Here is a 15,031-nt window from a genome sequence, read left to right as displayed (position 1 = left end):
CGTCGTGGATGCGAGGTGTCAGTGTTGGTCCTCGTCGGCGGAAGCCGTCTGCACGGCGGTGAGCCGATCCGTCTCATCCTGTATTTCCGCGGCGATCTTCTTGAGTTCCGGCTCGAACTTGCGCCCGTGGTGGGCGCAGAAGAGCAGTTCACCGCCGCTGATCAGGACGACGCGCAGATATGCCTGGGCGCCGCAACGGTCACAGCGGTCTGCTGCGGTCAGCGGGCTCGCGGGGGTCAGAACAGTAGTCACGTCGCCTCTTCTCTAGCTCGACGAGCTGTCGTACCAGGGTCAACATCCAACCAGGCCGAAAACGTTCCCGCTCGTGGCTTTTCTTCGAAACTTCTTCTCGGTGTGGCTGTCTGTTGCCGGTTGGCGGCGAATGTGCCGTATGCGGAGCGCTACGGTTTCGCATTGCTTGTCTAGGGGGTCGGTCCCGCCGGCCGGCTTGCCGGTTTGTTCATGAGGACGTGCCCGGAGCCTAAATGGTTCATGCGTCGAAGGGAACGTGATGTGCACGTCACTCCAACGAATGATCGAACATCCATGCGAGCCTGGAAGAAGCTCGACTAGCATGAGGATTCCCCGAGGGTGGCGTTACAACCGCTCTACCAGGCCTCTGTAGGCTCTCAGCGGCAACCGAAGCCCAGCCCTGTACCCACGGGGGCCCAGATGAAATTCAGCGAGGAGCGAACCGCGTGACCGCCGAAACGTCCGTGCCGTCCACCGCGATGCTGACCGGAGCAGGCGGCGACCGGGACAGCTCCAACTACACCGCGCGGCACCTTCTCGTCCTCGAAGGCCTGGAGGCGGTCCGCAAGCGCCCCGGGATGTACATCGGGTCCACCGACAGCCGTGGCCTGATGCACTGCCTCTGGGAGATCATCGACAACTCCGTCGACGAGGCTCTCGGGGGCTACTGCGACCAGATCGAGGTCATCCTCCACGACGACGCCTCCGTCGAGGTCCGGGACAACGGCCGCGGCATCCCGGTCGACGTCGAGCCCAAGACGGGCCTCTCCGGCATCGAGGTCGTCATGACCAAGCTGCACGCCGGAGGCAAGTTCGGCGGCGGTTCCTACGCCGCGTCCGGCGGCCTCCACGGCGTCGGCGCCTCCGTCGTCAACGCCCTCTCCTCCCGCCTGGACGTCGAGGTCGACCGCAACAGCGCGACCCACTCCATCAGCTTCCGGCGCGGTGTCCCCGGCATGTTCACCGAGCAGGGTCCGGACAGCCCGTTCGACCCGGCCAACGGCCTGCGCAAGGGCAAGCGCGTCCCCAAGACCCGTACCGGTACCCGGGTGCGGTACTGGGCGGACCGCCAGATCTTCCTCAAGGACGCCAAGCTCAACCTGGAGACGCTCTACCAGCGCGCCCGCCAGACGGCCTTCCTCGTCCCCGGTCTCACGATCATCGTCCGCGACGAGCGCGGGCTCGACGGCGAGGGCAAGACCGAGGAGACGTTCCGCTTCGACGGCGGCATCAGCGAGTTCTGCGAGTACCTGGCCCAGGACAAGGCCGTCTGCGACGTCCAGCGCCTCAGCGGCACGGGCACCTTCAAGGAGACCGTCCCGGTTCTCGACGACCGCGGCCACATGACCGCCACCGAGGTCACCCGAGAGCTGGCCGTCGACATCGCCCTGCGCTGGGGCACCGGCTACGACACGACCGTACGGTCGTTCGTGAACATCATCGCCACCCCCAAGGGCGGCACCCACGTCACCGGCTTCGAGCGCTCCCTGACCAGGACGGTGAACGAGGCGCTGCGCTCCGCCAAGATGCTGCGGGTCGCCGAGGACGACGTCGTCAAGGACGACGCCCTCGAAGGCCTCACGGCCGTTGTGACCGTCCGGCTCGCCGAGCCGCAGTTCGAGGGGCAGACCAAGGAGGTGCTCGGCACCTCGGCGGCCAACCGGATCGTGGCCAATGTGGTCGCCAAGGAGCTCAAGGCGTTCCTGACCTCGACGAAGCGGGATGCCAAGGCCCAGGCCAGGGCGGTGCTGGAGAAGGCCGTGGCCGCCGCCCGGACCCGGATCGCGGCCCGCCAGCACAAGGACGCCCAGCGCCGCAAGACCGCGCTGGAGTCCTCCTCGCTGCCCGCCAAGCTCGCCGACTGCCGCAGCGACGACGTCGAGCGCAGCGAACTGTTCATCGTCGAGGGAGACTCGGCGCTCGGCACGGCCAAGCTGGCCCGGAACAGCGAGTTCCAGGCACTGCTGCCGATCCGCGGCAAGATCCTCAACGTACAGAAGTCGTCCGTCTCCGACATGCTGAAGAACGCCGAGTGCGGCGCGATCATCCAGGTCATAGGAGCCGGGTCCGGGCGGACCTTCGACATCGACTCCGCGCGTTACGGGAAGATCGTCCTGCTGGTGGACGCCGACGTCGACGGCGCCCACATCCGCTGCCTGCTGCTGACCCTCTTCCAGCGCTACATGCGCCCGATGGTCGAGGCCGGGCGGGTCTTCGCCGCCGTTCCGCCGTTGCACCGGATCGAGCTGGTCCAGCCCAAGAAGGGGCAGGACAAGTACGTCTACACCTACTCCGACAGCGAGCTGCGCCAGACCCTCCTGGAGTTCCAGCGCAAGAACGTCCGGATCAAGGAATCGATCCAGCGCTACAAGGGCCTGGGCGAGATGGACGCCGATCAGCTGGCGGAGACGACGATGGACCCGCGCCACCGCACGCTGCGGCGCATCAACATCGGCGACCTGGAAGCCTCCGAGCAGGTCTTCGACCTGCTGATGGGCAACGAGGTCGCGCCCCGCAAGGAGTTCATCACCAGCTCCGCGGCCACCCTGGACCGCTCGCGCATCGACGCCTGACCCCCGTACACCCGCCCGGCCCCCGCTCCCGTCCCACGGAGCGGGGGCCGTGGACGGTTCGCGGGGCTCTGCCGGGGAATCGCGCAGCCGTCCGGGACTTCTGTCACCTGAAGGGGTGAAGTCGGGCGAATGACGCGCCCGCGATCTTCCCGAACCGCCCATGGTTGGCCGTGCGGCCGAAAAGGTCGGCGGAGCAGGGGAGTTGTTCGGTGGAGAAGGAAGCAGGGCCGAAGACCGCGGGAGTGCGGCTCGACGACCCGTGGGACGACGCGCCGGTCGCCGACCGGGGCGACCGGGACGGGACGGGAGGCGCCGGCGGCCTCGACGCGTCCGGCACACCATGGCCGGATCCGGCCCCCAGCGCGGCCGACATCTATCTGGAAGTGCACCGCAGCGCCGCCTTCCGCGAGGTGCGCCGCCGCTACCGCCGCTTCGTGGTCCCCGCCGCCCTCGCCTTCCTCCTCTGGTATCTCGCCTATGTCGTCGCCGCGACCACCGCACCCGAGCTGATGGCCCGCCCGGTCGCCGGCGCGGTCAACGTCGCGATGGTGGCGGGTCTCGGCCAGTTCCTCACCACGTTCCTGCTCACGTGGGCGTACGCACGCCACGCACGGCTGCGCAGGGACCGCGCGGCGCTCGATCTGCGGTGGGACACCCAGGAGATGACGAGAGGGCTCGGACGTTGAGAGGCGACCACCAGACACTCGCCCTGCTGCTGTTCAGCGCGTTCATCGCGGTGACGCTCTTCATCACCACCTGGGTCGGCCGCAACCGGCAGGGCTCCGCCGAGGAGTTCTACGCCGGCGGACGCCTGTTCTCGCCCATGGAGAACGGATTCGCCATCGCCGGCGACTACATGTCGGCGGCCTCCTTCCTCGGGATCTCCGGGCTGATCGCCCTCTTCGGGTACGACGGCATGCTCTATTCCGTCGGCTTCCTCGTCGCCTGGCTGGTCGTCCTGCTGTTCGTCGCCGAACTCGTCCGCAACTGCGGCCGGTTCACCCTGGCCGACGTGGTCGCCGCGCGGATGGCGGAGCGCCCGGTGCGCACCGCGCTCGGCACCTCCTCCGTCACCGTCTCCGTGCTCTATCTGGTGGCCCAGATGGTCGGCGCGGGCAGCCTCGTGGCCCTGCTGCTCGGCGGTACGAGCGACGCGGCCCGGTCCTGGACGGTCGTCGGCGTCGGCGCGCTCATGGTGATCTACGTGTCCTTCGGCGGCATGCGCGCCACCACCTGGATCCAGATCGTCAAGGCCGTCCTGCTGATGGCGGGGGCCGTCGCACTCACCGTGCTCGTTCTGGTCCACTTCCACGGGAACATCAACAACCTGCTCGACACCGCCGCCGAACGCAGCGGCCACGGCAAGGACTTCCTCGCGCCCGGCCTCCGCTACGGCGGGGACTGGACCTCACGCTTCGACTTCATCAGCCTGGGCGTCGCCCTCGTCCTCGGCACGGCCGGGCTGCCGCACATCCTGTCGCGCTTCTACACCGTGCCCACCGCCCGTGCCGCGCGCCGCTCGGTCGTCTGGTCCATCGGCCTGATCGGCAGCTTCTACCTGATGACGATCGTGCTCGGGTTCGGCGCGGCCGCGCTCGTCGGCTCCGCCGAGGTCCGCTCGTCGAACGCGGCGGGCAACACCGCGGTCCCGCTGCTGGCCCTCCAACTCGGCGGCGGTGAAGGGTCCACCGGTGGAACGATTCTCTTCGCCGTGGTCGCCGCCATCGCCTTCGCCACCATCCTGGCCGTCGTCGCGGGCATCACGCTCGCCTCGTCCGCGTCCGTCGCCCACGACCTCTACGCCTCGCTCCGCCGCCCGGGGCGCAAGAAGCACGGTGAGGTCGCCGTGGCGCGCGTCGCCGCCGCGGGGATCGGCGTCGTCGCGATCGGCCTCGGACTGCTCGCCCAGAACCTCAACGTCGCCTTCCTGGTGGGCCTCGCCTTCGCCGTGGCCGCGTCGGCGAACCTCCCGGCTTTGCTCTACTCGCTGTTCTGGCGCGGCTTCACCACCCGGGGCGCGGTCTGGGCGGTGTACGGCGGGCTGATCCCGGCGGTCGTGCTGATGCTGGTCTCGCCCGTCGTCTCGGGCAGCCCCACGTCCCTGTTCCCGGGCGTCGACTTCCAGCTCTTCCCGCTGGAGAACCCGGGCCTGGTCTCCATCCCGCTCGGCTTCCTGGCCGGCTGGATCGGTACGGTCACCTCGCCCGAGAAGCCCGACGAGGCCAAGCACGCCGAGACCGAGGTACGGGCGCTGACGGGCGCCGGGGCGGCTTAGAGGGCCCGACGAGGGCTCAGCCCGCGGCCCAGGCGTACCGGTGTTCCGGGCGGCCCGTCTCGCCGTACCGCAGGGTCAGCCGGACCTTGCCGGTGCGCTCGAGGAGCTTCAGATAGCGCTGGGCCGTCTGCCGGCTCATCCCCGCGCTGTCCGCGATCTCCTGGGCGGAGAGCGGGCCCTCCGCGCCGCGCAGGGCCTGCCGGACGAGCTCGGCGGTGGTGGGGGAGTGGCCCTTGGGGAGGTCCGGCTCGCCCGCCGCCCACAGCGCGCCGAAGAGCCGGTCCACCTCCGCCTGTTCGGCCTCCCCGCCCCCGTCGAGCGTGTGCCGCAGGGCCGCGTACGCCTCCAACTTGGAGCGCAGGCCGGCGTACGTGAACGGCTTCACCAGGTACTGGAGCGCGCCGTGCCGCATCGCGTCCTGCACGGTCGCGACGTCCCGGGCGGCCGTCACCATGATCACGTCGACCTGACGGCCGAGGCGGCGCAGTTCCCGTACGACGGCGAGGCCGTTGTGGTCGGGCAGGTAGTGGTCCAGCAGGATCAGGTCCACCGGGACCTCCTCGACCGTCGCCAGCGCCGAGGCCGCCGAGTGGGCCTGCGCCGCCACCCGGAATCCGGGCACCTTGGCGACGTACGCGGCATTGATCTGCGCCACCCGGACGTCGTCGTCCACGATCAGGACCTGGATCACCGCCGCTCTCCCGTCGTGGCCGGACGCGCGGGCGGCGGCGGGCCGTCGGCTCCGGTCACGGTCCCCGGACCGGGCTCGGCCAGCGCGTCCGGCAGCACCACCGTGAACACCGCACCGCCCCCGTCCGCCGCCGACACCGTCACGCTGCCTCCCTGGCGCTCCGCGAGCCTCCGTACCAGGGCGAGCCCGAGGCCGCGCTTGCCGTGCGCCGGGAGGTCCTTGGTGGACCAGCCCTCCGTGAAGATCGACGCGTGCTGCTCCCGCGGGACGCCGGGGCCGCTGTCGCGCACCCCCAGGATCACCGTACGGCCCTCCGTCCGCAGCCCGACCTCGATCCGCGCGGCGTCCGATCCGGCCGCCGCGTCCGTGGCGTTGTCGACGAGGTTGCCGACCACCGTGACCAGGCCCCGGGGATCGACCACCCGGTCCGGCAGCAGCGTGCCGGGAGCCAGCCGCAGCGAGACGCCGCGCTCGGCGGCGACCGTCGTCTTGCCGACGAGGAGGGCGGCCAGCAGCGGGTCCTGGACCTTCTCGGTGACCTGCTCGGCCGTCGCCCGGTGCACGCCCACCACCTCCGTGACGAACTCCATCGCGTCCTCGTGCATCTCCAGCTCCAGCAGCCCCAGCAAGGTGTGCAGCCGGTTCGCGTGCTCGTGGTCCTGGGCGCGCAGGGCGTCGATCAGCCCCGTGGTGGAGTCGAGTTCGCGGCCCAGATGCTCCAGCTCGGTCCGGTCGCGCAGGGTCACCACCGCTCCGCCGTCGTCCGTGGGCATCCGGTTGGCCAGCAGCACCCGGCTGCCCCGTACTGCCAGCAGGTCGTCGCCGACCACCCGGCCGGCCAGCACATCGGCGGTCCGGCCCTCGCCCAGTACCTCCTCCAGCGTCCGGCCCGCCGCCTCCGGGCCCACGCCCAGCAGTCGCTGCGCCTCGTCGTTCAGCAGCCGGACGCGCCCGGCCCCGTCGAGGGCGACGACCCCCTCGCGGATGCCGTGCAGCATCGCCTCGCGTTCGGTGAGCAGCGCGGAGATGTCGGAGAACGCCAGGTCATGGGTCTGCCGTTGCAGCCGGCGGGAGATCAGGTACGCGGCGAGCGCCCCGACGGCCAGGGCGCCGCCCGCGTACGCGAGCAGCCCCGGGATCGCCGCGAGGAGACGGGCGCGGACGCTGTCGTACTCGATCCCGACCGAGACCGCGCCGATCACCTCGCCCGAGGAGCCGAACAGCGGCACCTTGCCCCGCGCCGAGCGGCCGAGGGTGCCGCTGTCGATCTCCATCACCTCGCGGCCGCGCAGCGCCTCACCGGGGTCGGTGGAGACGACCGCGCCGATCCGGTCGGTCTCCGGGTGCGACCAGCGCACCCCGCGCCGGTCCATCACGACGACGTACTCCGCCCCGGTCGCCCGCCTGACCCGCTCGGCGGCCGACTGGACAGGCCCCCAGTCGGACGGGTCGGTGCTGCTCAGGTCCCGCACGATCTCCGGCTGGGCGGCGGTGCTCTGGGCGATGGCCAGCGCGCGGCGCATCGCCTGGTCGTCCAGCTGCTCGCCGAGTGGGGCCAGGAACAGGCCGGTGACCAGGACGATCACGCCGGTGATGATGGCCAGCTGCATCAGCAGGACCTGGGAGAAGACCCGCTGGGGCCAGCCGAACCGGCGCGGTCCTCGGCCGGAGGTCGGTGGGGCGTTCATCGTAGAGACGGTAAGGGCCGGGCGGCCGGGGCGGAAATTCGGCTGTGCGGCGGCCGCGTATCCCGGGCTCGTTCGAGGGCTCGCTCGGGGCCTCGTACGGTCGTGCACCGAGGGCTCCGCCGTGCCCGCCTCTTGCATCCCGGCGCCATGTCTGTGAGCGTTCCGGCTGTGCAGGCGGGTGTTCCAAGGGAGTTCGCCATCAACGCAATCTTCTTGCTTTTCTTGCGCTAATCTTGCGCTCATGACGCGACGACTTGCTCAGGTGGCCCAGAAGGTGGGAGTCAGCGAGGCGACGGTCAGCCGGGTGCTGAACGGCAAGCCGGGCGTCTCCGACGCCACCAGGCAGGCCGTCCTCTCCGCGCTGGACGTCCTCGGATACGAGCGCCCGACCCAGCTGCGCGGCGAGCGGGCCCGGCTGGTCGGACTGGTCCTGCCCGAGCTGCAGAACCCGATCTTCCCCGCCTTCGCCGAAGTGGTCGGCGGCGCGCTCGCCCAGCAGGGGCTCACCCCGGTGCTCTGCACCCAGACCAAGGGCGGCGTCTCCGAGGCCGACTACGTCGAGCTGCTCCTCCAGCAGCAGGTCTCCGGCGTGGTCTTCGCGGGCGGCCTCTACCACCAGGCCGACGCCCCGCACGACCACTACAAGGTGCTCGCCGACCGCAAGATCCCGGTCGTGCTGATCAACGCGGCCATCGAACACCTCGGCTTCCCCGGTGTCTCCTGCGACGACTCCGTCGCCGTCGAACAGGCGTGGCGTCACCTCGTCTCACTCGGCCACGAGCGCATCGGATTCGTCCTGGGCCCGTCCGACCACGTGCCCTCGCAGCGCAAGCTCGCCGCCGCCCGGATCCTCGCCGACGAGGCAGGCACGACCATCCCCGACGAGCGGGTGGCGCGCGCGATGTTCTCGCTGGAGGGCGGACAGGCCGCCGCGATGCGGCTGCTGGAGCAGGGCGTCACCGGCATCATCTGCGCCAGTGACCCGCTCGCGCTGGGCGCCGTGCGCGCGGCCCGCCGCCGGGGTCTCTCGGTGCCCGACGACGTGTCGGTCGTCGGCTACGACGACTCGGCCTTCATGAACTGCACCGAGCCGCCGCTGACCACCGTCCGCCAGCCCATCGAGGCCATGGGGCGGGCGGCCGTGGAACTGCTCTCGGTCCAGATCGGCGGGCGGACCGTGCCCTCGGACGAGCTGCTCTTCGAACCGGAGCTGGTGGTCCGCGGCTCCACCGCCCAGCCGCCGCGCGAGAATTCCCTGTGATCCGTAGCTAATTTGCGCTGCCCGACCCTTGGTCCGGACCTGATCCGTCCCAGGGGAGGGGCTGGGGCGGCCGGGGGCCGACGTACTGCCCGCTCGGCCGGATCCGCAGAGGGCGCTCCCCGTACTCCTCCAGCGCGTGCGCGATCCAGCCCGCCGTGCGGGAGACCGCGAACACCGTCTCGCCCGCGTCCGCCGCCATCCCACGGGAGACGGAGAGGACGGCGAGCGCCAGGTCGATGTTGGCGTGCAGCGGTGTGTGGCGGGCCGTCGTGGCGACCACCTCGCGGGCCGCCGCCAGCGCCCCGGCCGCCTGCGGTACGTCCTCCAGCAGCGCGAACAGGGCCGTCGCCCGAGGGTCCTCGCCCCGGTACAGCCGATGGCCCAGGCCCGGCACCCGCCGCCCGGTCCGCAGATGATCGGCGACCACGGGGACCGCGCTGCCCCGGTCCACCGCCTCCCGCAGCATCCGGTGCGCCAGACCGCTCGCCGCCCCGTGCAGCGGCCCCTCCAGTACACCGAGGCCTGCCGAGACCACGGCGTACGGGTGGGCCCGCGCGGAGGCTGCGACCCGGGCAGCCAGCGTGGAGGCCGCCAGATCGTGGTCGACGAGGAGGGTCAGGGCCGCGTCCAGCACGGCGAGGGAAGCGGCGTCGGCCGGCTCCGGGGTGAGCCGTGACCACAGCGCCGCCGCCAGCGAACCCCCTTCGCCCTCCGGGCCGCCCAGCGCCGGCAGTGCGCCCACCAGCGTCGGGATCAGGCCCCGGGCGCTGCTCAGCACCGCCTCCGGCGACAGGTCGAACCGCAGCGGATCCGTGGCCGCCGCAGCGGTCACCGCCACCCGCAGCCGGTCCGTCGACCCGCTGTGCGCGGGCAGCGCGCCGACCGTCCGGCGGGCCGCCGCAAGCGTCGCGGCGGGTGCGGTGAACCGGGCTCCGGACCGCAGCTCGCCCGTCCACAGCCACTCGGCGACCTCCTCGTAGCCGTACCGCCGGGCCAGCTCCGTCGCGTCGACCCCCCGGAAGAAGCAGCGGTCGCCCTCGATGAGCGTGATGCCGGTGCGGAAGGCGAGGTCGCCCCCGGCCGGGGACGGCTCGCGCCGCCCCGAGCGCCGGGCCAGCGCCCGCACCTCCTCGGTGTCGAACGTGCTGCCGCGGCCTCCGGCCGCCCGCACGCTGCTGAGCTGGCCCCGGCTGACGTACGCGTACACCGTCTCGGGCTTCACGCCCAGCAGCTCGGCCGCCTCGCGGGTGGTCAGCCGGGGTGCGTCCGGTCGGGAGCCGGGCTCTGGTTGATCCGTCATGGAGACCACCGTAGCCACCACAGGTTGACATTGATTCAATCAACATTGACAGATCTCAAGTCAAGCATGGACAGTCGAATCAATGTTGCATGCACGGAGGAGAGAACGGCCATGACCACCACCCCTGTCGTCCCCGCCGTCCCCCGCGGCCTCGCCGGCGTCGTCGTCACCGACACCGCCCTCGGCGACGTCCGCGGCCGCGAGGGCTTCTACCACTACCGTCAGTACTCGGCGATCGAGCTCGCGCGTACCCGCGGCTTCGAGGACGTCTGGTACCTGATGGTCCACGGCGAACTGCCGGACCGGGCGGCCGCCGCCGACTTCGCCGCCCGCACAGCGGCGCTGCGCACCCTGCCCGCCGAGGTACGCGAGGCACTGCCCGCCATCGCCCGCGCGAGCGCCGTCTCCGGCCCGCTCGCCGGACTCCGTACGGCGCTCTCCCTGCTCGGCGCCTCGGCCGGCTTCCGCCCGGTGTACGAGATCGGGGCCGACCGCCGACGCGAGGACGCGCTCGCCGCCTGCGCGGCCGTCCCCACGATCCTGACCGCCCTCCACCGCCTGGGCGAGGGCCTCCAGCCGGTCGAACCCCGCGCGGACCTGCCGCACGCGGCGAACTACCTGTACATGCTGACCGGATCGGAGCCGGAGCCCGACCGGGTCCGGGCCGTCGAGCAGTACCTCATCTCGACCGTCGACCACGGCTTCAACGCCTCCACCTTCACCGCCCGGGTCGTCGCCTCCACCGGAGCCGATCTGGCCGCCTGCCTGGTGGCGGCGGTCGGCGCGCTCTCCGGACCGCTGCACGGCGGAGCCCCCAGCCGGGCCCTGGACACCCTCGACGCCATCGGCACCCCGGACCGCATCGACGGCTGGATCCGCGAACAGGTCCTCGCCGGCCGCCGCATCATGGGCTTCGGCCACCCCGTCTACCGCACCGAGGACCCCCGGTCCCGGATGCTCAAGTCCCTCGCCCAGTGCTTCGGAGGCCCGCTCGTCGACTTCGCCGTGGAGGTGGAACGCCAGGTCGAGGCCATCCTCGCCGAGCTGAAGCCGGGCCGGGAGCTGCACACCAACGTGGAGTTCTACGCCGGAGTGGTCATGGAGCTGTGTGGGCTGCCGCGTGCGATGTTCACCCCCACCTTCTGTGCGGCGCGGGTGGTCGGCTGGAGCGCCAATATCCTGGAGCAGGCGGAGGACTCGAAGATCATCCGCCCGGCGGCCCGCTACGTCGGCGCACCCCCGCCGCAGCCGGTCCCGGCACCCTGACGACGTCCCCAGGAAGGCTCCCGTTGACCCCGCCCCGCACTCCGCAGATCCCGGTCGTCGTCCTGGCGGGCTTCCTCGGCTCCGGTAAGACCACGCTCCTGAACCATCTTCTCCGCAACCGGGCGGGCACCCGGATCGGCGTGATCGTCAACGACTTCGGGGCCATCGAGATCGACGCCATGACCGTCTCGGGGCAGGTCGGCTCGACGGTCTCGCTGGGCAACGGCTGTCTGTGCTGTGCCGTCGACGCGAGCGAACTCGACACCTTCCTGGAGACCCTGACCCGGCCCTCCGCCCGGCTGGACGTGATCGTCATCGAGGCGAGCGGACTGGCCGAACCCCAGGAACTCGTGCGCATGCTGCTGGCCAGCGACAACCCGCACATCCGGTACGGGGGTCTCGTCGAGGTCGTCGACGCCGCGGAGTTCGACAGCACCCGCAAGCGGCATCCGGAGCTCGACCGCCATCTCGCCGTCGCCGACCTCGTGGTCCTGAACAAGGCCGACCGGGTGGGGGAGGCCGAGCGGGAGCGGCTGCGCGCGACGGTCGCGGAGCTGAGCGGTCCGGCCGCCGTGATCTCCGCCGTGCACGGCCGGATCGACCCCGAGCTGTTCTTCGACCCCGCGCTGCGGCCGGACCACGAGGAGATGGCGGGGCAGCTGACCTTCGAGGACCTCCTGCGGGAGGAGGAGGCGTGCGACGGGCACGAGGGCCATGGCGGGCACGGCGACTACGAGGGGCACGGCGATCACCTCCACGCCTCGTACGAGAGCGTCGACTTCACCTCCGACGTGCCGCTGGACCCGCGCCGCTTCATGGCGTTCCTCGACTCCCGGCCCGAAGGGCTGTACCGGATCAAGGGGTTCGCGGACTTCGGCGCGGGCGACCGGGACAACACGTACGCGCTGCACGCGGTGGGCCGCTTCCTGCGCTTCGTGCCCCGGCCGTGGGCGCGCGGCGAACAGCGGCTCACCCAGCTCGTCATGATCGGCGCGGGCATCGACGCCGGAGCGCTGCTGGCCGGACTCGCCGCCTGCCGCGCGGACGAGTCGGCCCCCGGCGCGTCCACCTCCGACGCGTCCACCTCCGACGCGTCCGCCGACGCCGTCGAACGGGGTATGTGGGGCGTGCTCCGGTACGTACAGGAGCACGCCCCCGAACAGGAAGCGGCCGCGGAGGCGTAATGCCCCCGGGCCGCTCCTTGCCGTACGAAAAGCGTGCCTACAGGGGCGGTCCCGCGATCACGGCCACCTTCTCCAGCAGTGGCGTGCCCGAACCGTCCCGCCTCGGGTCCGGCTCCGGCAGCTTCGCCGGGGTGCCGTTCTTCTGGGCGGCCCGGGCCGGGGTGGCGCCCGCCCAGGCGAACACCAGGACGTCCTCGCCCTTCAGGAACCGCTGGCAGCGCACGCCGCCGGTCGCCCGGCCCTTGCGCGGATACTGGTCGAACGGGGTCAGCTTGGACGTCAGCACCGAGTCGTCCAGCGTGCCGTGCGAGCCGGCCACCGTGAACACGATCGCCTCGGCCGCCGGGTCCACCGCCGTGAACGACAGCACCTCGGCCCCGGCCGCCAGCTTGACGCCCGCCATGCCTCCGGCGGGCCGCCCCTGCGGGCGTACCTGGGCCGCCGGATAGCGCAGCAACTGGGCGTCGGAGGTGATGAACACTAGGTCCTCCTCGCCGGTGCGCAGCTCGGTCGCGCCGACGATCCGGTCACCGTCCTTGAGGGTGATGACCTCCAACTCGTCCTTGTTGGCCGGGTAGTCCGGCACGACGCGTTTCACCACGCCCTGGAGCGTGCCGATCGCCAGACCCGGCGAGGCCTCGTCGAGCGTCGTGAGGCAGATCAGCTCCTCGTCCGCCTCCAGGCTCAGGAACTCCGAGATCTGCGCCCCGCCCGAGAGATTCGGCTCCGCGTGCGTGTCCGGCAGCTGCGGCAGGTCGATCACCGAGAGCCGCAGCAGCCGGCCGGTCGACGTGACCGCCCCGACATCGCCCCGGGCCGTCGCCGCCACCGCCGACACGATCACATCGTGCTTGGTCCGCCGGGCGTCCTCGGAGATCTCCACCGGGTCCGCGTTCGCCGTACGGGCCAGCAGACCCGTCGAGGAGAGCAGCACCCGGCACGGGTCGTCCGCCACCTCCAGCGGCACGGACGCGACCTGAGAACCGGCCGACTCCAGCAGCACCGTGCGCCGGTCCGTGCCGAACTTCTTCGCCACCGCCGCCAGCTCCGAGGAGACCAGCTTGCGCAGCTCCGCGTCCGACTCCAGGATCGCGGTCAGCGCCTCGATCTCGCCGTTGAGCTTGTCGCGCTCGCTCTCCAGCTCGATCCGGTCGAAACGGGTGAGCCGGCGCAGCGGGGTGTCCAGGATGTACTGCGTCTGGATCTCGCTCAGCGAGAAGTGCGCCATCAGGCGCTCCTTCGCCTGCGCGGAGTTGTCGCTGTCCCGGATGATCCGGATGACCTCGTCGATGTCGAGCAGGGCGACGATCAGGCCCTCGACCAGGTGCAGCCGGTCGCGGCGCTTGGTGCGGCGGAACTCGCTGCGCCGGCGCACCACCTCGAAGCGGTGGTCGAGATAGACCTCCAGCAGCTCCTTGAGGCCCAGGGTGAGCGGCTGGCCGTCGACCAGTGCCACGTTGTTGATACCGAAGGACTCCTCCATCGGCGTCAGCTTGTAGAGCTGCTCCAGCACCGCTTCCGGCACGAAGCCGTTCTTGACCTCGATGACCAGACGCAGGCCGTGCGCCCGGTCGGTGAGGTCCTTGACGTCGGCGATGCCCTGGAGCTTCTTCGCCGAGACCAGGTCCTTGATCTTGGCGATCACCTTCTCCGGGCCGACGGTGAAGGGCAGTTCGGTGACGACGAGGCCCTTGCGGCGGGCCGTCACGTTCTCCACGGAGACGGTGGCGCGGATCTTGAACGTGCCGCGGCCGTTCGTGTACGCGTCCTTGATGCCGCCCAGCCCGACGATGCGGCCACCGGTGGGCAGGTCGGGTCCGGGGACGTAACGCATCAGCGTCTCGACGTCGGCGCCCGGGTGCTTGATCAGATGCCGGGCTGCGGCGATGACCTCGCCCAGATTGTGCGGGGGCATGTTGGTGGCCATGCCCACGGCGATCCCGGAGACCCCGTTGACCAGGAGGTTGGGGTAGGCGGCGGGGAGGACGACCGGCTCGCGCTCCTGGCCGTCGTAGTTCGACTGGAAGTCGACGGTGTCCTCGTCGATGGCCTCCGTCATCAGCGAGGTGGCGTCGGCCATCCGGCACTCGGTGTACCGCATGGCGGCCGGCGGGTCGTCGTTGCCGAGAGAGCCGAAGTTGCCGTGGCCGTCGACCAGGGGGAGCCGCATCGAGAACGGCTGCGCCATGCGCACCAGGGCGTCGTAGATCGAGGCGTCGCCGTGCGGGTGCAGCTTGCCCATCACCTCGCCGACGACGCGGGCGCACTTCACATAGCCGCGGTCGGGGCGCAGTCCCATCTCGTTCATCTGGGACACGATGCGCCGGTGCACCGGCTTCATGCCGTCGCGGGCGTCGGGCAAGGCCCTGGAGTAGATCACCGAGTACGCGTACTCGAGGAAGGAGCCCTGCATTTCGTCGACGACGTCGATGTCGAGGATCTTCTCCTCGAAGTCGTCCGGCGGCGGGGTCTTCGTGCTACGGCGGGCCATCGCGGCTGCGACTCCTTCACGGATTCTGTTCGGACAACCTGAGCTTGTTC

General features: G+C 71.2%; 11 protein-coding genes. 6 read left to right on the top strand and 5 right to left on the bottom strand.

The features are described 5' to 3' along the window. Nucleotides 1–18: 18 nt before the first annotated feature. Complete coding sequence (locus AC0VY3_RS25230; RefSeq protein WP_030080091.1) at nt 19–252, bottom strand: DUF7455 domain-containing protein; 234 nt, start codon at nt 250–252, stop codon at nt 19–21. A 446-nt stretch (nt 253–698) separates the two neighbouring features. Between AC0VY3_RS25230 and AC0VY3_RS25225 the strand changes: the two genes are divergently transcribed. The 3 genes from AC0VY3_RS25225 (at nt 699) to AC0VY3_RS25215 (ending at nt 5,100) form a co-directional block, all read left to right on the top strand. Next, nucleotides 699–2,825, top strand: a complete 2,127-nt coding sequence (locus AC0VY3_RS25225) for a DNA gyrase/topoisomerase IV subunit B (RefSeq protein WP_103511645.1) — start codon at nt 699–701, stop codon at nt 2,823–2,825. 209 nt (nt 2,826–3,034) lie between these two features. Beyond that, nucleotides 3,035–3,511 carry a DUF485 domain-containing protein gene (locus AC0VY3_RS25220; protein WP_242742711.1) on the top strand — a complete coding sequence of 159 codons (477 nt, stop codon included), beginning with the start codon at nt 3,035–3,037 and terminating at the stop codon, nt 3,509–3,511. Next, nucleotides 3,508–5,100 (top strand): solute symporter family protein, encoded by a 1,593-nt coding sequence (locus AC0VY3_RS25215; protein ID WP_103511643.1) that lies wholly within the window; start codon nt 3,508–3,510, stop codon nt 5,098–5,100. Before AC0VY3_RS25220 ends, AC0VY3_RS25215 begins: the two co-directional genes overlap by 4 nt. Before the next feature lie 16 nt (nt 5,101–5,116). Here the strand turns inward: AC0VY3_RS25215 and AC0VY3_RS25210 are convergent, their stop codons facing one another. Both AC0VY3_RS25210 and AC0VY3_RS25205 read right to left on the bottom strand, forming a co-directional pair. Then, nucleotides 5,117–5,791 (bottom strand): response regulator, encoded by a 675-nt coding sequence (locus tag AC0VY3_RS25210; protein WP_103511642.1) that lies wholly within the window; start codon nt 5,789–5,791, stop codon nt 5,117–5,119. Then, nucleotides 5,788–7,479 carry an ATP-binding protein gene (locus tag AC0VY3_RS25205; protein WP_475550671.1) on the bottom strand — a complete coding sequence of 564 codons (1,692 nt, stop codon included), beginning with the start codon at nt 7,477–7,479 and terminating at the stop codon, nt 5,788–5,790. The genes AC0VY3_RS25210 and AC0VY3_RS25205 overlap by 4 nt, the downstream gene beginning before the upstream one ends. Before the next feature lie 241 nt (nt 7,480–7,720). Here AC0VY3_RS25205 and AC0VY3_RS25200 point away from each other — a divergent pair, with 241 nt between their 5' ends. Beyond that, entirely contained in the window at nt 7,721–8,740 is a 1,020-nt protein-coding gene (locus AC0VY3_RS25200; protein WP_103511640.1) for a LacI family DNA-binding transcriptional regulator, read from the top strand. 7 nt (nt 8,741–8,747) lie between these two features. On the opposite strand, the gene AC0VY3_RS25195 is transcribed toward AC0VY3_RS25200, so the two are convergent. Next, nucleotides 8,748–10,040: a citrate synthase gene (locus AC0VY3_RS25195; RefSeq protein WP_103511653.1), complete on the bottom strand. Its 1,293-nt coding sequence runs from the start codon at nt 10,038–10,040 to the stop codon at nt 8,748–8,750. A gap of 111 nt (nt 10,041–10,151) precedes the next feature. Between AC0VY3_RS25195 and AC0VY3_RS25190 the strand changes: the two genes are divergently transcribed. Together AC0VY3_RS25190 and AC0VY3_RS25185 are read left to right on the top strand one after the other, a co-directional pair. After that, the gene (locus AC0VY3_RS25190; protein WP_475550670.1) at nt 10,152–11,306 is read left to right on the top strand and encodes a citrate synthase/methylcitrate synthase; all 1,155 of its coding nucleotides are present in this window, start codon (nt 10,152–10,154) and stop codon (nt 11,304–11,306) included. 23 nt (nt 11,307–11,329) lie between these two features. Next, nucleotides 11,330–12,490 carry a CobW family GTP-binding protein gene (locus AC0VY3_RS25185; RefSeq protein ID WP_103511638.1) on the top strand — a complete coding sequence of 387 codons (1,161 nt, stop codon included), beginning with the start codon at nt 11,330–11,332 and terminating at the stop codon, nt 12,488–12,490. A 37-nt stretch (nt 12,491–12,527) separates the two neighbouring features. Here AC0VY3_RS25185 and AC0VY3_RS25180 read toward each other — a convergent pair whose 3' ends face one another. After that, a complete protein-coding gene (locus AC0VY3_RS25180) occupies nt 12,528–14,981 on the bottom strand; it encodes a DNA gyrase/topoisomerase IV subunit A (RefSeq protein ID WP_103511637.1) in 2,454 nt (817 codons plus the stop codon). Nucleotides 14,982–15,031: the final 50 nt, after the last annotated feature.

It is taken from the genome of Streptomyces sp. iso_384, assembly GCF_056172905.1.
Note: the sequence above shows the minus strand (reverse complement) of the source record. Positions and strands in the feature narration are given on the sequence as shown.